At 68.0% G+C, this 18,217-nt stretch carries 15 protein-coding genes; 8 read left to right on the top strand and 7 right to left on the bottom strand.

The genetic code is table 11. The annotated features are described in order from the left end of the window. Nucleotides 1-101 precede the first annotated feature (101 nt). Nucleotides 102-887, top strand: a complete 786-nt coding sequence (locus ABIC51_RS36010) for an AraC family transcriptional regulator (protein ID WP_027791912.1) — start codon at nt 102-104, stop codon at nt 885-887. Nucleotides 888-964: 77 nt separating this feature from the next. Here ABIC51_RS36010 and ABIC51_RS36005 read toward each other — a convergent pair whose 3' ends face one another. Both ABIC51_RS36005 and ABIC51_RS36000 read right to left on the bottom strand, forming a co-directional pair. Beyond that, nucleotides 965-1,723, bottom strand: coding sequence for an SDR family oxidoreductase (locus ABIC51_RS36005; protein WP_146253908.1), 759 nt, complete (start codon nt 1,721-1,723; stop codon nt 965-967). Nucleotides 1,724-1,850: 127 nt separating this feature from the next. Continuing rightward, a complete protein-coding gene (locus ABIC51_RS36000; RefSeq protein WP_146253909.1) occupies nt 1,851-2,795 on the bottom strand; it encodes a LysR family transcriptional regulator in 945 nt (314 codons plus the stop codon). A gap of 166 nt (nt 2,796-2,961) precedes the next feature. On the opposite strand from ABIC51_RS36000, the gene ABIC51_RS35995 reads away from it, so the two are divergent. Beyond that, nucleotides 2,962-4,176: an FAD-dependent oxidoreductase gene (locus ABIC51_RS35995; RefSeq protein WP_175897548.1), complete on the top strand. Its 1,215-nt coding sequence runs from the start codon at nt 2,962-2,964 to the stop codon at nt 4,174-4,176. Between the two features lie 123 nt (nt 4,177-4,299). Here ABIC51_RS35995 and ABIC51_RS35990 read toward each other — a convergent pair whose 3' ends face one another. Then, nucleotides 4,300-5,232, bottom strand: a complete 933-nt coding sequence (locus ABIC51_RS35990) for an alpha/beta hydrolase (protein WP_060319595.1) — start codon at nt 5,230-5,232, stop codon at nt 4,300-4,302. 61 nt (nt 5,233-5,293) lie between these two features. Beyond that, on the bottom strand, nt 5,294-6,391 hold the full coding sequence (locus ABIC51_RS35985; RefSeq protein ID WP_027791907.1) for an OpgC domain-containing protein: 1,098 nt from the start codon (nt 6,389-6,391) through the stop codon (nt 5,294-5,296). Nucleotides 6,392-6,771: 380 nt separating this feature from the next. Here ABIC51_RS35985 and ABIC51_RS35980 point away from each other — a divergent pair, with 380 nt between their 5' ends. Then, nucleotides 6,772-7,926, top strand: a complete 1,155-nt coding sequence (locus ABIC51_RS35980) for a porin (RefSeq protein WP_027791906.1) — start codon at nt 6,772-6,774, stop codon at nt 7,924-7,926. Between the two features lie 41 nt (nt 7,927-7,967). On the opposite strand, the gene ABIC51_RS35975 is transcribed toward ABIC51_RS35980, so the two are convergent. Beyond that, the gene (locus ABIC51_RS35975; RefSeq protein WP_226127920.1) at nt 7,968-8,879 is read right to left on the bottom strand and encodes a LysR family transcriptional regulator; all 912 of its coding nucleotides are present in this window, start codon (nt 8,877-8,879) and stop codon (nt 7,968-7,970) included. Nucleotides 8,880-9,017: 138 nt separating this feature from the next. On the opposite strand from ABIC51_RS35975, the gene ABIC51_RS35970 reads away from it, so the two are divergent. Both ABIC51_RS35970 and ABIC51_RS35965 read left to right on the top strand, forming a co-directional pair. Continuing rightward, nucleotides 9,018-10,034: an aldo/keto reductase gene (locus tag ABIC51_RS35970; protein WP_124917561.1), complete on the top strand. Its 1,017-nt coding sequence runs from the start codon at nt 9,018-9,020 to the stop codon at nt 10,032-10,034. Nucleotides 10,035-10,245: 211 nt separating this feature from the next. After that, complete coding sequence (locus tag ABIC51_RS35965; RefSeq protein WP_226127918.1) at nt 10,246-10,986, top strand: sulfite exporter TauE/SafE family protein; 741 nt, start codon at nt 10,246-10,248, stop codon at nt 10,984-10,986. A gap of 102 nt (nt 10,987-11,088) precedes the next feature. On the opposite strand, the gene ABIC51_RS35960 is transcribed toward ABIC51_RS35965, so the two are convergent. Both ABIC51_RS35960 and ABIC51_RS35955 read right to left on the bottom strand, forming a co-directional pair. Beyond that, on the bottom strand, nt 11,089-13,275 hold the full coding sequence (locus ABIC51_RS35960; protein ID WP_226127916.1) for a hypothetical protein: 2,187 nt from the start codon (nt 13,273-13,275) through the stop codon (nt 11,089-11,091). Between the two features lie 482 nt (nt 13,276-13,757). Then, nucleotides 13,758-14,654, bottom strand: coding sequence for a LysR substrate-binding domain-containing protein (locus ABIC51_RS35955; protein ID WP_027791901.1), 897 nt, complete (start codon nt 14,652-14,654; stop codon nt 13,758-13,760). A gap of 522 nt (nt 14,655-15,176) precedes the next feature. Here ABIC51_RS35955 and ABIC51_RS35950 point away from each other — a divergent pair. The 3 genes from ABIC51_RS35950 (at nt 15,177) to ABIC51_RS35940 (ending at nt 18,173) form a co-directional block, all read left to right on the top strand. Then, on the top strand, nt 15,177-16,037 hold the full coding sequence (locus ABIC51_RS35950; protein ID WP_060173425.1) for a peptidoglycan DD-metalloendopeptidase family protein: 861 nt from the start codon (nt 15,177-15,179) through the stop codon (nt 16,035-16,037). 219 nt (nt 16,038-16,256) lie between these two features. Continuing rightward, nucleotides 16,257-17,156 carry a class A beta-lactamase gene (gene bla, locus ABIC51_RS35945; protein WP_175897545.1) on the top strand — a complete coding sequence of 300 codons (900 nt, stop codon included), beginning with the start codon at nt 16,257-16,259 and terminating at the stop codon, nt 17,154-17,156. Between the two features lie 144 nt (nt 17,157-17,300). Then, nucleotides 17,301-18,173 carry a LysR substrate-binding domain-containing protein gene (locus tag ABIC51_RS35940; RefSeq protein ID WP_027791898.1) on the top strand — a complete coding sequence of 291 codons (873 nt, stop codon included), beginning with the start codon at nt 17,301-17,303 and terminating at the stop codon, nt 18,171-18,173. Nucleotides 18,174-18,217: the final 44 nt, after the last annotated feature.

The following is an 18,217-nucleotide window of genomic DNA, read 5'->3' as shown; positions in this document are numbered from 1 at the left end:
TAATGCCTCCCGCAGCCGAAAGGTAGACAGGCGATATCGATTTTTTGACAGAATTTGGTGAATTTGAAATATCATGGCGCACTTCCTTTCGAACGTCTCCGATGAAGGCCTTCCTGCTCAAGCGCTATCCGCTGGCGCGAGTGCCGCTGCCGCGCCAGGTGGCCGCGACTCTCGTGAACTACCGTCAAGGCGAACGCGTGGCTTGGCATCAGCATCGCCATGGCCAGCTGGTCTTTGCAGCGAAGGGCGTCGTCCGCGTGCTCACGCCGGCCCGCACATGGACGCTCCCGCCGTCGCGGGCGGTGTGGCTGCCGTCGGACGTCGATCACGAACTGCACGCGGTGGGTGACACCGCGCTATGCAGCGTCTATGTGGAACCCGAAGTGTTTCCGTGGCCTTGGGAGGAGCCGGCGGTCATCGCCGTGTCGGCGTTGCTGCGGGAACTCGCGCTCACGGTGGTCGACGGGGCGGATACCTATACGGCCACGAGCCGTGCCGGGCTCGCCGCGTCGTTGCTGATGAAAGTGCTCGCGGAAACGCCGAGCCTCGCCGAGCCGGGTGTGCCCTTGCCGCGCGACGAGCGCCTGCTCAAGCTGTGCGAGCACATGATGAACGACCCCGCGAGCGATCTCACGCTGGACTTCTGGGGCGAGCAATTCGGCGCGAGCGGCCGTACGCTCGCGCGCCGGCTGCATGCCGAGACGGGGCTGACGTTCGTGGCCTGGCGGCAGCAGATGCGTGTCGCGGAAGCGATCACGCGCCTTGCGCTCGGCCAGTCGGTTGCGCAGGTGGCAAAAGATCTCGGGTATCGCAGCGCGAGCGCGTTCATCGTCATGTTCCGACGGATCACGGGCGAATCGCCGCAGCGATATCTCGCAGCGAGCTGAACAGGCACGATTCGGGCCGGCCCGGCGACGCAGCGCGCCGGACACATGCGGTCCGATCGGGATTCCTCGTCGCGCGCTTACCCGCGCCCGACGAACGGCATGGCCGTCGCCATGATCGTCATGTTCAGGATGTTCGTGTCCAGCGGCAGGTTCGCCATCTGGACGATCGCGTTCGCGACGTGCGTGACGTCCATGCGCGCTTCGGGCGCGAGGCTGCCGTCGGCTTGCGGGACGCCTTGCGTCATCCGTTCCGTCAGCGACGTCGCGGCGTTGCCGATGTCGATCTGGCCGCACGCGATGTTGTACCGGCGGCCGTCGAGCGCCAGCGCCTTGGTGATTCCGGTCACCGCATGCTTGGTGGCCGTGTACGCGATCGTATCGGGGCGCGGCGCATGCGCCGAGATCGAGCCGTTGTTGATGATTCGGCCGCCCTGCGGCGTTTGCGCTTTCATCACGCGCCATGCGGCCCGCGCGCACAGAAAGACGCCGGTCAGGTTCGTCGCGACGACGCTGTTCCACAGATCGAATTCATATTCGTCGAGGGAAACCGCGGGCGCGTTGCGGCCGGCATTGTTGAACAGCACGTCGAGCCGGCCGAACTGCTGCGCGATCTGCGCAAACGCGTGGTCGACCGATGCTTCGTCGGTGACGTCCGCAGGAAACACGTGCGCGTCGCCGCCGGCGGTGCGGATCGCGTCCTGCGTTTCGCGCAACGAGGCCTCCGTGCGACCGAGCAGCGCGACGGTGAATCCCGCGTGGGCGAGCGCGACGGCCGCTGCGCGACCGATGCCGGAGCCGGCGCCCGTGACGGCTGCGAATTTCTTCGAGACAGACATGGCTTGATTTCCTGCTGGTTGAAAGAGGGCGAGGCGGCCGATGACCGGGATCATCGCCGCATCCGGCAATGTAGTCGAAATGCGCGGTGCGCATGTCCGGGCGACATCGCAACGCACGTTCGGCTGACTACTTCGTCCGGCCGGGCGCGGCCTTTCGTGCCCGCGTGCCGGTCTGCGCAAACAGATCGACCACGACGTCGCGCAGCCACCGGTTCCCCTCGTCCTGGTTGACCCGTGCATGCCAGAGCATGTGAATCGGCGTCCCCGGCAGCGCGACGGGCAGTGCGCGCCAGCCCAGCGAAAACGGTGCGGCGAGCTGCTGCGCGAGATGCTCGGGCACCGTCGCGATCAGGTCGGTGCGCTGCAGGATGTAGCCGACGCTCATGAAATGCGGCACCGTCAGCCGCACCTGGCGCGCCACGCGGCGGCGCTTCAGCCATTCGTCCACCTGCCCGTGACCGGTGCCGGCCGACACCACGACCAGATGTTCGGCATTGCGCCACGCGTCGACCGTCAGCGGCGCGTCCTCGAGCGGATGCCCCCGCCGGAACAGGCACACATAACGCTGATCGAACAGCCGGCGCTGATAGAAGCCGCCCTTGAGCTGCGGCAGCAGGCCGATCGCGAGATCGACGCGGCCGTCGGCCATTTCGTCGCCGAGGTGGATGCTCGTGTTGCGCACGGTATTGAGCGCGATGCCCGGCGCCGCTTGCGACAGGTGTTCGAGCAGCGCGGGCAGGAACACGACTTCGCCGATGTCGGTCATGCCGATCGTCAGCGTGCGCGTGGCGCGCAGCGGATCGAAACCGGTCTCGGGATTGAGCGCGGCGTGCAGGGTCGCGAGCGCGTGCGACACGGGTTCCGCCAGGCGCAGCGCGAACGGCGTCGGCACCACGCCGCCCGGCCCGCGCACGAACAGCGGATCGCCGAGCCGGCGGCGCAGCTTCGCGAGCGCGTTGCTCACGCCCGGCTGGCTCATGTTCATCTGCTCGGCGACGCTCGACACGCGCCGTTCCTGCATCAGCCGCTGGAAAAGCAGCAGCAGGTTGAGGTCGATATCGCTCAGTTCCATGGGTTTTGCCTCGCCCGGTTCATTGCATCCGGTGATGATGCAGATTCATTTCATTTTATTGTGGAATGAAAGTCGGCTCCCGAGAATACCGATACGGCCCATGCAATCGGCATGGCCGCTGCGCACGTCGCACACCCCACATCGGAATATCGGAGACACCTTCATCATGCAGACGAACCTGAAGATTGCGATCGTCGGCGCCGGGATCGGCGGGCTGACGCTCGCGCTCGCGCTGCGCGAGCACGGCATCGATGCGCAGATCTACGAACAGACGGAGGTGCTGCGCGAAGTCGGCGCGGCCGTCGCGCTGTCGGCCAATGCGACGCGCTTCTACGAACGCATGGGCCTGCGTGCGGCCTTCGACGCGGTGTGCGCGGACATCCCGGGGCTCGTCTACCGCGACGGCCGCAGCGGTGCGGTGATCGGCCATCATCGCGGCGAGCCCGACTATCGCCGGCAATTCGGCGGCGCGTACTGGGGCGTGCATCGCGCGGATCTGCAGGCCCTGCTGTCGAAGGCGGTCGGCCTCGACAGCATCCATCTCGGCCACCGGTTGACCGATCTCGTGCAGCACGCCGATCGCGTCACGCTGGCGTTCGACAACGGTGTGCGCATCGACGCCGATCTCGTGATCGGCGCGGACGGCGCGCGCTCGATCACGCGGCGCTGGATGCTCGGCTACGACGATGCGCTGTATTCGGGCTGTTCGGGTTTTCGCGGCGTGGTGCCGGCCGCGCGGCTGAGCCTGCTGCCCGATCCCGAAACGCTGCAATACTGGATCGGGCCGCACGGGCACCTGCTGAACTATCCGATCGGCGATGGCGGCGACCAGAATTTCCTGCTGGTCGAGCGTCATCCGTCACCGTGGCCGTCGCGCGACTGGGTGATGCCGTCGGAAGAGGGCGAGCAATTGCGTGTATTCAGGGACTGGCATCCGGCGGTGGTGCAGATGATCACCGCGGTGCCGATCAGCCAGCGCTGGGGGTTGTTCCATCGGCCGCCGCTCGGCCGCTGGAGCCGCGGGCGCGTGACGCTGATCGGCGACGCCGCGCATGCGCTGGTGCCGCACCACGGGCAGGGCGCGAACCAGTCGATCGAGGATGCGGTGGTGCTGGCGGCGCAACTGGCGAAGGCCGGGCCGGGCAACTGGCGAGAGGCGCAGGAAGCGTACGAGCGGCTGCGTCGCGGCCGCACGCGCAAGGTGCAGTACGCGTCGATTTCCGTGGCCGATGTGCTGCACCTGCCCGACGGGCCGGCCGCGCAGGCGCGCAATGCGCGTCTGGCCGAGCGCGACAGCGTGCTGCATCACCTGGACTGGATTCACGATTTCGATGCGCTCGCCGGGGAGCCGGACGAGCGCCAGGGCGGCACGTGGCTTTGAGCCCGCCGTCAGGCCCGGGCGCGCCGGGAGGGCGTGCGCGGCGCATGGGACGGGGCGACGGCCTGCGGCCGGCCGGTCACCGTCGCGCCGGGTGAAAACGTACGGGGTAGCGCCCGCCCGCCGTCACTTCACGCACTCGAGCGCGTACTTCAGTCCCGGCGCGAGCAGCCCGCGCCATACGTCCCACGTATGCCCGCCGTCGACGATGCGCAGTTCGGCCGGGTTCTGCGCGCGGCGCAGGTGCGTGTACAGCACGCTCGATTCGGCCTGGATGGTCAGGTCGTCGTCGCCGGCCGCGATGAACATCGGGATTCGCCAGCTGCGCGCGAAATAGCCGCGCATCAGCGCCGGGTAGTTGAGTTCGTGCCACACGCGCGGGTCGAACTGCCGGTCGCCGAACACGCCGACGTAGCGCGCGGCGGAATTGAGCGGCGGCTCGTTCGCGTAGATCGCGGGGCTCAGCAGCATCGCGCCGCAGAACAGCCCCGGTTCGAGCAGCGAGAAGCGCAGCGCGCCGAACCCGCCCATCGACACGCCGCCTATCGCACGGCCCGCGCGCTGGTTCGACACCGCGAAGTGCGCTTCGACTTCGGGCAGCAGGTCGTTGAGGAACGCGCTCTGCATCTTCTCCTTGCGGTCGACGTACCAGTCGGTGCCGCCCTGCGGCATCACGATCACGACGGGCGGAATCTCGCGGCGCTCGATCAGCGTGTCGGCGGTGGCCTGCAGCCGGCCCTGCGTGACCCAGTCGTTCGCGTTGCCGGCATTGCCGTGCAGCAGGTACATCACCGGGTAGCGCGCGCCTTCCGGGTTGTAGCCGGGCGGCAGGTAGACCGTGTACGACCAGTCGCGCTTCAGCGACGCCGACCGGAACGTGCGCAGCACGACGCTGCTGCCCGGATTGAGCGCGGGCTCCTGGGCGGCCGACGGGGTCGTCGCGGTCTGGACGGCCGGCGGCGGCGCGGGCGATACCGCGGGCGCGGGCGGCGTGGCGCGGGCGGTGGCGATGGAGCCGGCGATCAGGGCGAGGGCGAACGGAAGGGCGAGTCGGCGCATGTCGAATCGTTTCAGGAGAGGCGCCGGCTATCGTAGCAGCGGCGCATGACGGCGCGGCGCGTCATCGCCGCGATCGGAACGGCAGCCGCGCGACGAGCGGCCCGTAGAGTTTGGCGACGAGATACAGCAGGCCGATTGCGACGACGTCGGCGGTCAGCCCGAGTTTCACGTCGAGATAGCCCTCGGTCGCCTGGTAAAGCAGCGAATCGACCGCGAGCGAGATGCCGGTGCCCGCGACGAAGCACAGCAGCCCCTGCCGGCCGATCGTGCCGATCCACGGCATCGCGTGCGCGACCTTCTTCATCCAGCCGAGGTGGACGAGCTTGGCCGCGAGCCACGCGATCGCGAGGAAGTTCGCGAGCCGCAGCGCGCCGAGGTTCTGCTTGATCGACGGATCGGTCGGGAACGGTTCGATGCGCAGCCGGTAATACGCGCCGGCCGCGACGATCGCGAGCGACACGGCCGTCAGCAGCCAGCCCTGCGGCTTGGGCGCGAGCGTCTGGTAGACGGGCTGGCAGCGCGCGATCACGCCGAGCACGAACAGGAACTGCCACGCGAACGGGTTGAAGTCCCACGGCGCGCCTTCGACGGTCGGCAGGAAGCGCGCGACATGCGGCGCCGCGAACCACAGCGAGCCGCTGAACGCGAGCAGCAGCCACGGCTGCGTGCGTGCGAGCGGCAGCGTGAGCGGGACGAGCAGCGCGAAGAACGCATACATCGGCAGCACCGACGCGAGGTACGGCTGGCGGCGGAACAGCAGGATGTCGCGCAGCGCGGCGAGCGGCTTGTGGAGCAGGCCGTCGAGGTCGTTGGTCGGCATGTTCGGGCCGTCGATCGCGAACGCGTTCAGCACGGCCGTGATCAGCAGCATCAGGCCGGCCGTCACGAGGAACGCGCGGTAGATCTCGAACGCGCGCCGGATGAAGCGCTGGCGCGCGGCGGCTTCGTCGTGCCGCTCGGCGAGCGAGTTGTACGCGATCGCGGTCGCGAAGCCGCCGAGGAACACGAACACCTCGGCTGCGTCGCACAGCGCGTACGCGTGCAGCGTCACGCGCGACAGGATGCTGCCGCCGATGTGGTCGACGACGATGACGAGCAGCACGAGGCCGCGAAAGAAATCGAGCTCGGCGTAGCGGCCGGCCCGGGCCGGCGCGGTCATCGGGCCGCCTTCCGGCGCGGGCCGCGTGCGCGGCCGGCACACGCCGCGCATGAATCGGGGTGAAGCATGAATTCGTGAAGAAATGACGAACGGATGCGCATTGTGCCACCGATGCGCCAGGGCTCGGGTTTACGCGGATGGCGGCGCGTCCCGCCGCTGCCGATAAGCCGGGTCAGGCCGTCCGCGCGACGGGGCAGTTGGACGAGCGCAACGTTTTGCGCAGGGTTCACATGCCCCGGTGGACGGACGGTTTGCGACGTGACACCATTTTGTCCTCACGCGGCCGCACACCGCGTCGTCCGCCCTGCGGGCCACACCTAAAACAGATCGAACATTCGCCGGGCGCGCGACACGCCCGGCCCCGGCTCCGGAGATTCGTCATGAAGAAGCACGTCATTTTTACCGCCGCGCTGGCTGCTTTCGCCGCGCCGGTCTTCGCCCAGAACAGCGTGACGCTGTACGGTGTGATCGACGAAGGCTTCAACTACACGAACAACGTGAATGTGAATGGGGTCGGAAAGTCGAATTACCAGCTCGCGAGCGGCTATGCGCAGGGCAGCCGCTGGGGCCTGAAGGGCAGCGAGGATCTCGGCGGCGGGCTGAAGGCGATCTTCACGCTGGAAAACGGTTTTGACGTCAACAACGGCCGGCTCGGGCAGGGCGGCCGCATGTTCGGCCGCCAGGCGTTCGTCGGGCTCTCCGAGTCGCGCTTCGGCACGCTGACCTTCGGCCGCCAGTACGACTCGGTCGTCGATTATCTGGCGCCGCTCACGGCCAACGGCAACTGGGGCGGCACGCTGTTCTCGCACCCGTTCGACAACGACAACACGGACAACTCGTTCCGCGTCAACAACACGGTCAAGTATGCGAGCGCCGACTGGAACGGCCTGACGTTCGGCGGCACGTACAGCTTCAGCAACAGCACCGGCTTCTCGAACAACCGGCAGTACAGCCTCGGTGCGCAGTATTCGCTGGCCGGGCTGCAGGTCGCGGCTGCGTACCTGCAGGCGAACAATCCGGGCGTCGGCAGCGCGGGCGCGATCACCGCGGATGACGCGAACTTCGTCGCCGACCGCCTGCGGATCTTCGGCGGCGGCGTCAACTACACGTTCGGCCCGGCCACGGTCGGTTTCGTCTACACGAAGACGGACGTGAAGAATCCGGTATCGACGGTCTACCTGCCGGCTTCGACGTTCGCCGGCCTCGGGCTGACCGCGACGAAGTTCCAGAACTTCGAGATCAACGGCAAGTACCAGCTCACGCCGGATTTCTATCTCGGCGCGCAGTACGTGTACACGGACGGCAAGTTCGATGCTGCGGCCGGATCGTTCAAGCCGAAGTACCACACGGTCGGCCTGATGGCCGACTACAGCCTGTCGAAGCGCACCGACGTCTACCTGCAGGGCGCATGGCAGAAGGTTGCCGGCGACAAGACCGGCACCGCGGCCGACGGCGGCTACGTGGTCGGGACGGACGGCCCGTCGGCGTCGTCGAACCAGTTCGCGGTGCGCGCCGCGATCCGCCACAAGTTCTGAACGGGCGGCGCCAGGGCCGGGTACACCGGCCCCGGCTGCCGTCACGTCACCCAGGGCGCGGCGCCGAGCGTCTCCGCGAGCCAGTCGACGAAGATCCGCACGCGCGGCGCGAGATGCCGCCCGGTCGGAAACACCACCGACACGGGCAGCGGCTCGGCATTCCATTCCGGCAGCACCTCGACCAGCGAGCCGTCCGCCAGCAGCGGCCCGAGCCCTTCGCGCGGCGCCTGGATCAGCCCGAGGCCCGCAAGGCAGCACGCGAGATACGCCTGCGAGCTGTTGACCGACACGACGCTGCGCATCTTGACCGCATGCAGTTCGCCCGTATCCATGTCCGCATATTCCCAGTCCAGCTCACGGCCCGTTCGGCTCGAGAAATAGCCGACCGCGACGTGGTCCGGCAGCTCGTCCGGCGAGCGCGGCGTGCCGTGGCGCGCCAGATACGCGGGCGCCGCGCAGTTGATCTGCGCCAGCTCGCCGATGCGCCGTGCGACGAGCGACGTGTCGGACATCGTGCCGACCCGCACCGCGCAGTCGATGCCGTCGGCGACGAGGTCGACGAAGCGGTCGGTCGTGCCGATCACGACGCGCAGGTCGGGGTAGCGTGCGTGGAAGTCCGGTAGCGCCGGAATCATCTGGTTCACCGCGAAGCGCTCGGGCAGGTCGACGCGGATCGCGCCGCGCGGCGTCGCGCCGGCGTCCTCGAACAGCGTTTCCGCATCGTCGAGATCGGCCAGCAACCGCATGCAGCGCTCGTAGTAGGCCGCTCCCTCGGCCGTCAGCGCGACGCGCCGCGTCGTGCGCTGCAGCAAGCGGACCTTCAGGTGCTTTTCCAGATACTGGACGGCGTTGCTGACCGTCGGGCGCGGCAGTTGCAACTGCTCGGCCGCTTTCGTGAAGCTGCCGAGATGGGCGACGCGCGCAAAGATGCGCATTGCATGCAGATGATCCATGCGGGGCGGGGGTGTGGGCGGATGGACAGGCTCCATTGTTAATCAGCGTCGAATGGTTTGGTGGAGTGTTTCGCATTTATCGTGCGTCGCGATGCGCCCAGAATCCGGCCTGTTGATTCATCACTCGAGGAAACGGACATGGAGATGCGTGAACTGGGCCGGTCGGGCCCGCGGGTATCGGCGCTCGCGCTGGGCTGCATGGGGATGTCGGACTTCTACGGGCCGGCCGATCGCGCCGAGAGCATCGCGACGCTGCACGCGGCGCTCGACCACGGCATCACGATGCTCGACACCGGCGATTTCTACGGAATGGGCGACAACGAGATGCTGATCCGCGATGCGCTGCGCGGCCGGGCACGCGACCAGGTGCTGATCAGCGTGAAATTCGGCGCGCTGCGCGATCCGGCCGGCGGGTTTGCGGGCTACGACGCGCGGCCGGCGGCGATCCGCAACTTCGTCGCGTACTCGCTGAAACGGCTCGGCACCGACTACATCGACATCTACCGGCCGGCGCGCGTCGATCCGGCGGTGCCGATCGAGGAGACGATCGGCGCGATCGCCGATCTCGTGAAGGCCGGGTACGTGCGCCATGTCGGCCTGTCGGAAGCCGGCGTCGACACGATCCGCCGCGCGGCGGCCGTCGCGCCGATCTCCGACCTGCAGATCGAATATTCGCTGCTGTCGCGCGGTATCGAGGCCGGGATCCTGCCCGCGTGCCGCGAACTCGGGATCGGCGTGACGGCCTACGGCGTGCTGTCGCGCGGGCTGCTCGGCGGGCGCTGGAGCACGGCGCGGCAGGGCGAGCGCGATTTCCGCGCGGCGAGCCCGCGCTTCCAGGGCGAGAACCTCGCGCACAACCTCGCGCTCGTCGACGCGCTGCGCGCCATCGCCGACGAGAAGGGCAGCAATCCCGCGCAGGTCGCGATCGCGTGGGTGCTGTCGCGCGGCGGCGATATCGTGCCGCTGATCGGCGCGCGCAAGCGCACGCAGCTTCAGGACGCGCTGCAGGCGGCTGAGATGCAACTAACGGTCGATGACATCATGCGCATCGAAGCGGCGGTTCCCGCCGGGGCGGCTGCCGGTGAGCGTTATCCGGCCGCACAGATGGCTCACCTCGACAGCGAGCAGGGACGGGGGACATTTCAGGGGGACTGATCGACCGGGCCGGTAGCCGGCGCACGCGACCTGCGTTGAACGAAGGCAGGCGTGCGCCGGACGGCGGCGGCGCGGTGTGCGAATGTGCGCGCGCGCCGGCCGCGCCGGTTCCGCGCGGCAGGCCCGAGCCAGCCTCAGGCAAAGCCAGATGGCGGGCGGCGCGATCGGGGTTCACGATCGGCGCCGTACTCATCCGGACGGAATGCCTTTCATGCACATTGATACGCTGACGATCGTCGCGGTGGTTTTCCTGCTGGCCGGCGCGGTCAAGGGAATGATCGGGCTCGGCCTGCCGACCATCGCGATGGGCTTGCTGACGCTCGCGATGCCGCCGTCGGCCGCCGCGAGCCTGCTGCTTGTGCCGTCGTTCATCACCAACGTGTGGCAGTTGTGGCTCGGCCCGTCGTTCGGGCCGCTGCTGCGCCGGCTGTGGCCGTTGCTCGCCGGTCTGACGATCGGCACGCTGACGGGCGGGCTGCCCGCGCTCGCGGCCGGCAGCACCTGGACGCATGCGGCGCTTGGCGTGGTGCTGATCCTCTACGGGGTGTGGGGGCTCGCCGCCGCGCGGCTGCCCGCGCCGGGGCGCCACGAAAAATGGCTGTCGGCCGTGGTCGGCTACCTGACGGGTGTCGTGACGGCCGCGACCGGCGTGTTCGTCGTGCCGGCCGTGCCGTACCTGCAGGCGCTGCGGCTGTCGAAGGACGACCTGATCCAGGCGCTCGGGCTGTCGTTTACCGCCTCGACGATCGTGCTCGGCCTGCAGTTGCGCGTGACGGGTGCGCTGGAGACGGTCGATCTCGGCGTGTCGGCGCTCGCGCTCGTGCCGGCGCTGGCGGGTATGGCCGGCGGGCAGTATGCGCGGCGCGTGATGAGCGAGAAGGCGTTCAAGCGCTGCTTCTTCGTCGGGCTGATCGCGCTCGGCGCGTACATGGCGGCTTCGGGGTGGCGGTGAGCGGGCATCGCCGGCGAGCGTGATGCCCGCTGTCTGTGACGATCCCGAAGCCGGTCGTCGAAACCGGCTTCGGGCGCATTCACCGGGCGCGGGCCACCCCGCTCAGGCCGGATCGGCGTACTTCAGCGTCCACCCGAACGTACGGGTCGCGCCCGCGCCGAGTGCGAACGGCTTCGTCGTGCACGCGAAGTTCGAATGCAACTGGCCGATCGGCGTCGTCGACAGCGGATTCGTCGTGCCGTTCACCGTATCGAAGGCGGACAGCGCGCAGTTGTCGAACCCGGTCGCCGCGTAGCCGGTCGCGGGGCTGTTCGCGTACGTGACCGACACGCCGTCGCCGTTGGCCTGGGTCGAGGCGAAATCCGCGAACGACGTGAAGTCCGTTTCGACCGACAGGTTGCCGGTGAGCGTACCGGTGCTCAGCGTGTCGCTGCGCGCCACCGAGCCGTGCGCGAACGTCAGCACCGTATGCACCTGGAGGTCGAGATCCGTCGTGTACGCCGCGTTCTTCGATGCGAGCCGGAACTTCGCGGTATCGAACGACACGATCACCTGCCCGTTGCCTTGCTGGACATTCAGGTTCCTGTAGTACGTGACGGGAATGTAGGTCTTGCCGTTGTACGACACCTGCGGAATCAGCAACGCGTAGCCGAGATCGGTCGTGCCGTAGGTCAGCTTGTCGGAGGACGGCACCGGGTAGTACGGCGTGAACGAGTTGTAGTCGGGCGCCTGGCTGAGGTTCAGGTTGATCACGCGCCGGCCGTCGCGCACGGTCACCAGCGCCGCGCTGTACGGATGCGCGGGGTCGTTCGGCCGGTTGTACCAGGTGAGCGTGTAGCGCGGGCGCGCGTCGAGCCATGCGTTGTAGTCGGCGTCGGCCATCGGTGCCTTGCCGCCGAAGCCGAGCTTGTTCCACCACGCGTTCACGTACAGGTACTGGTGCAGCAGGCTGAAGTTCTCGCCCATCACGCGCGGCTTGCCGCGATATGCGTCCGTGCCGCGACCCTTGACCCACATGTTCACCGAGGGCGTCGGCAGCGACGGGTCGTACCAGAACGTGTCGAAGCGATGCGCCGCCTTCGTGATGAACGTGTATGCGACCTGCTTCTCCTGGTCGGACAGCACGCCGGCGTTGGCCGCGGCCGTCAGCACTTCCATGAACGCGGAATCGCCGTACGGGCCGATCGAGCGGCCGTAGTTGAAGCCTTCGCCGTCGCCGTTCAGCTGCGGCAGGATCAGGTCGACGGACTTGCGCAGATATCCCTTCAGTTCCGGCGTGAAATTCGCTTCGTTGCCCATCTCGAACGTGCGCTCGGTCACTTCGCCGATCAGCAGCGTGCTGTAGCGGTCGAAGCGCGCCTGGTCGTAGTAGGTCGTGTGCGTGTTCGACGCTTCGTCCGAGAACCCGCCCGACGAGTCGTTGCGGATATGGTTCGTGAGCGTGTACAGCAGCGCGTCGCGCGCGCCCATCGTCGCGACCGACGGATCGGTTTTCGACGCGAACGTCGGGCTGTTCCAGCCGAGCTTCTGGCGCAGCCCGGCGATTCCGTAGGACACCGCATAGTAGTTCTGCGCGGTGTTGAGCGACGCGATGTCGATCGGCGTGCCGGCGGCCGGGCACGTATCGACCTTGCCGCTCGCGTCGGGGCCGAACATGTCGCAGAACCGCAGCCGCTGCTGCAGCGTCGCGAGCATCGCGTCGCTGAAGGCTTCGTTGAGCATCCCGTGCGCCTGCAGGTTGTTCAGCGCGACGAGATAGTAGTACTCGCCCCACGACGTGTTCGCATACGTATAGTTGCCGCCCGACTGCGCCATCATCGCGGTCGTGATCTTCTGGTAGGTCGCGAGGTAGCTCGCGTATTGCGGATCGTTCTTCGACTTCATGTCGATCAGGATGTACGACAGGCCGAGCGCGAGCTTGCCGGGCAGGAATTTGTCGCCGGTATTCGTGTCGAGCACGTGGACGGGCGTGCCGTCGCCGAGATCCATCACGACCTGCGTGAAGTCGGGCGACTTCCGGATCAGGTCGAACAGCGCGCGCATCTGGCCCATCATCGTGATCGGCGTATCCGTGCCGGCCGGCACGCGCGTATCGGCCGCGCCGTAGACGAGCGCCTGCAGCGAGTTCGCCGCGAGCGAGGAGGCGGGCGGCGACGTCGGCGTCGAGTTCGACGGCGGGGACGACGAAGACGGCGGATCGGTGATGTCGTTGCCGCCGCAGGCACTGACGAACAGGACGGAAAGGGCGCTGAGCGCGGCGCCGAGCGCGAATCTGCTGCGCGGATGCATTGTGTCTCCAGTCTTGAATAGTGATGAGGGACGGGCGGGGGTGGCCGTCGCCGCGCTCGATGCCCGTGCCTGGCCGCCGCCTTGCAACCCTGATCCCTGAAGACGGACGGCCTGAATCACCACTCGAGCGGGCAAGCGTTCTCCCTGCGCGGGCCGTGGCCGGCGTCGCGCGGATGCATTGGAAAACGTTTTCCAAATTTAGGCATCGAGCGGCGTGATGTCAATGAACTTTCACGTCGAACGCGCCGGGAAAAACCCGGATGGCGGGGTACGAGGAGATGGAGCGACAGATTGGAATGCCGCAAAAATTACGGGGATTTCTTTCGGTCGTGACGAGGTGAAGCGCGGGAGGTCGATGCGGACGCGGCGAGCAGAGAGACTATCCGGCGACATATGCGCGCCGGATTTAGAGAGAAAACGTTATCCATAAGAATCGAAGCGAATCGTGCATGCATCGCGGCATCGACCGCGAGCGACGCGCGTCACCTCGGCGCGGTTTCGCCGGACAGGAACGCGACGAATTCGCGCGTGTACTTCGGCAGCGCGTCGAACGACCGCGCGCACAGCTTCAGGCGACGGTGGCTCCACGGATCGGACAGCTCGACGAGCCGCACGTCCATTGTCTGCATCGCACGTTCGGCCGCATGGCGCGACACGATGCCGATGCCCACGCCGCTGGCGATCACGCGGCAGATCGCATCGAAGCTCTTCAACTGCACGCGGTAGCGGATCCGCTTGCCGAGCGCGCGCGCCTGGTCGGCGAGATGCACCTGCAGTGCGCTGCCGTCGGTGAGGCCGATGAAGTCGGCGTCGGCGATCGTGTCGAATGCGACCTTGTCGTGTGACGCGAGCGGATGCGCGGCCGGCACGACGACGATCAGCCAGTCCTCGCGGAACGGCTTCTGTTCGAGCCCGCCGAGCCCGACCGAATCGGCGACGATGCCGACCTCGGCCGTCTTGTTGCGGATCGCATGCACGATCTCCTGGCTCGAGCGCTCCTCGACGCTGATCGACAGCTTCGGATGATGCGGCAGGTAGTCGGCCAGCGCATCGGGCAGGTATTCGCTCAGCGACGCCGTGTTGCACAGCAGCCGGATGTGCCCGCGCAGCCCCTGGCCGTATTGCTGCAGTTCGCCGCGCATGTGGTCGATCTGCTGCAGCACGGTGCGCGCGTGGTGTTCGAGCGCGCGGCCTGCGTCGGTGGCCTGCGCGCCCGACTTGGTCCGGTGCAGCAGCGGTACGCCGAGCTCGTCCTCCATGCCGCGGATGCGCTCGCTCGCGGCCTGCAGCGTGATGTGGGTCCGCTCGGCGCCGCTCGTGATCGTGCCGGCCTCGCAGATGTTCAGGAAGAGCCGCAGGTCGGTCAGGTCGAAGCGCATGATGGGTGGGGGCGATCGCGTTGGAATGGCCGATAAGTTAGCAGGGAACCGCGGCCGGGGTCTCAGGCTTAGCCTGAGGCCCGATTCGCCGGTTCCGTATTTTCGGGGCGCGATCGATGACGGATCATGGCCGCACATCAACCGGGGGAGCCTGTCATGCGGATCGATCCGTCGTGGGGCGTGTCGTTCAAGATCGCGCTGCACGTGCTGTTCCTGTGCATCGGCATCGCGTGGGCCTGTTCCGAACTCGCCGCGTGGCTGCGTTGAGCGTCGCGGCGCGCAGCAGTGGCACGCTGCGACACCTATCAAAACGAGCTCGTCATAGTTTTACGAAACGAAAATTCTTCCGTTTCCGCGCGAAAAAACCATCAAGTTTTTCCGAATCGGACCGTATTACCGGTAGCGAATGCCGGCCGGCATCCGGTTCGTGATCGTTTGTCATCATTGTTTTCATCCGGTTACACGTCGGCCGTTCCGTTTTTGAGATGCTTGAAAGATTGTCAAACCGGAGTCGGATCGTCCATGAAATCGCACGAGATTCACCGTCACGCGGCGTGGCTGCCGGGCCTGGCCGCCGTGCTCGTCATGGCCGGTTGTGCAAGCACGCAGTCCGTTCCGCCGAGCGACACGCTGGCGGCACAGTCATTACCGTCGAGCCCGCCGGCCGTTGCGCCGGCGGCTGCCACCCCGCCTCCCGCGCCGATTCTCGTCGCGCAGAAGTACGTCGTGAAGCGCGGCGACACGCTGACGGGCATCGCGTCCGCGAACGGCTGCAGCATTGCCGACCTGCGCACCTGGAACAAGCTCGGCGCGAACGGCAGGCTGCGCATGGGGCAGGTGCTGCGCATCGTCAGGCAGCAGCCGTTGCCGCCGCCGGGCGCGGCCGGCGTGCAGGTGGCTGCCTCGTCGGCTGCGAGCAATGGCGCGGGGAGCAGCCCGCCATCGGCGCAGGCCACCGCGTCGACCGCGAGCGACCGTCAGGTCGTCAAGGAAACGAAGCGGCATGCAGGCGGCGTCGCGCTCAAGTGGCCCGCCAACGGCAAGATCGTCGACGGGTTCCGGCCGGGGCAGAACCGCGGCATCCAGATCGCCGGCCGGCCGGGCGACCCGGTCCGCGCCGCGGCCGACGGCCGCGTGATGTACGCCGGCACCGGCCTGAACGATTACGGCAGCCTGATCATCGTCCAGCACAACGCGGATTTCCTGACCGCCTATGCGCACAACCGCAAGCTGCTCGTGAAGACGGGCGACATCGTGCGCCAGGGCGACGAGATCGCCGAGATGGGCGACCTCGACAACTCGCGCGTCGCGTTGCTGTTCGAAGTGCGGCGCGACGGCAAGCCGGTCAATCCGATGCCGTACCTGCCTTCGTCGCAAGGGTGAGGCCAGGTCGTTTCGCTGGAACGTGGCGGCGGTCGCTGCTACGCTAGGGCCTGTTCATGCGAGTCCCGTGCTTCGCGCGGGGCCGACGGCCGTCTTTCGGGGATGCGCGGTGAATGCCGTCGCGGGCCGGCCGCCGGCGCGAACGGGGGCGCTTCGTCAAGGCGTGCCCGCGTCGCTTCGTGCCACCGTTTCCGACAGAAGACAGAACACACCTCATCCATGGAACACTCTCCGACACGCCGCTCGCTGTTGCTTGCCGCCGTGGCCGCGCCGTTCGTCGCCGCGTGCACGTCCGCGCCGGTCGCCGACCAGGGGCGCGCCCACGCCGCCCAGGCCGAATTGACCGCGCTCGAGAAGGCGTCGAATGGCCGGCTCGGTGTCGCCGCGCTCGATACGTCGAACGGCGTGCGCATCGCTCACCACGCGCGCGAACGCTTCCCGCTGTGCGGCACGTATGCGGTCGTCGCGGCCGCCGCGATGCTCGCGCGCGGCTCGCTCGACGCGTCGCTGCTGCCGCGCCGGATTCTTTACCGCCGCTATGAAATCGTGTCGGGCTCGCCGGTCACGGAAAGCCACGTCGACACGGGCATGACGATCGAGCAGCTGTGCGTGGCGATGCTGCAGTCGGGCGACAAGGGGGCCGGCAACCTGCTGATGGGCGTGCTGGGCGGCCCGCAGGCCGTCACGTCGTTCGCGCGCGCGAGCGGCGACACGTCGTTCCGCCTCGATCACTGGGAACCCGAACTGAATCACGCGGCGCCCGGCGACGAGCGGGACACGTCGACACCGGTCGCGATGATCGACACGCTGCAGCGGCTGGTGCTCGGCAACACGCTGCCCGAACCGCAGCGCGCGCAGCTGACGGAATGGATGGTCGGCGGCGCGCGCGGCGCGACCGGCATCGCGGCGGGCGTGCCGCCCGGCTGGCGCATCGCGGACAAGGCCGGCACGGGCGGTTACGGCACGACGACCGACGTCGCGGTGCTGTGGCCGCCGTCGCGTGCGCCGATCGTGATGGCCGTGTCGTTCACGCAGCCGCAAGCCGCGGCGGCGGCCCGCGCGGACGTCGTCGCGTCGGCGGCGCGCATCGTGGCGGGCGCGCTCACCGCGACGGCCTAGGGCCAGCGCAAGCCCGTTATTAGCGTGAACAGGCCCTAACGCCTCGCGCCTCGCGCAAAACCGGCGTTTGGCTTATCGTGTCGGACAGCGCGCGCCGGAGCCGGCGCGCGGCCCTTTCGCGCCGTTTTTGCGTTTGCCTTCTTCATGCACCGACTTCCGCCCCTGCACGCACTGCAGATCTTCTCGACGGTGGCCCGCCACCGCAGCTTCACCCGCGCGGCCGAGCAGCTGTGCGTCACGCAAGGGGCGGTGAGCCGGCAGATCCAGACGCTCGAGGCGCATTACGGCTTTCCGCTGTTCAAGCGGCATGCGAAGGGCCTCACGCTGACGGCGGAAGGCGAGCAGTTGCTGCCGGTCGTCAACGAGAGCTTTGCGCGGATCGAGGACATCTCGATGAAGCTCACGCGGCAGCGCACCGATCTCGCGCTGAAAGTGCCGACCTGCGTGATGCGCTGGATGCTGCCGCGCATCATGCGCTTCCAGGACGAGCATCCCGATCTCCACGTGCAGATCACGACCGCGTGGCAGCACGTCGTCGATTTCTCGACCGAGCCGTTCGACGCGGCGATCGTGTACGGCACGTCGCCGGGCGCGGGCGTGTTCGCGCTGCCGCTGTTCGACGAGCGGCTGACGCCCGTCTGCGCGCCCGAATTGCGGCAGACGTCGCCGCTCGACTCGGTCGGCGACCTGGTGCGTCACACGTTGCTGCATCCGACCCGCGACCATCGCGACTGGCGCGCCTGGCTCGATTACGCGGGCGAGCGCGGCGTCGATCCCGCGCGCGGGCCGACGTTCGACACGCTCGATCTCGCGACGAACGCGGCGATGCAGGGCTTGGGCGTCGCGGTCGGCGACGTGACGCTCGTCGACGACGACGTCAGCGCGCGCCGGCTCGAACGGCCGTTCGATCTCGTGCTCGAGACGGGCGCGCGCTACTTCTTCGTCTATCCCGAGAACATCGGCAACCAGCAGAAGATCCGCGCGTTCAGCGACTGGATCGCGCGCCACCGCGACTGAGCGGCGCCGCGCGCGTTCACCGAACCGGCGTGCGGAACCCGCCG

The sequence above is a fragment of the Burkholderia sp. 572 genome (genome assembly GCF_040545135.1).
Classification (GTDB): domain Bacteria; phylum Pseudomonadota; class Gammaproteobacteria; order Burkholderiales; family Burkholderiaceae; genus Burkholderia; species Burkholderia cepacia.
This window is presented reverse-complemented; position numbering and strand designations above follow the sequence as displayed.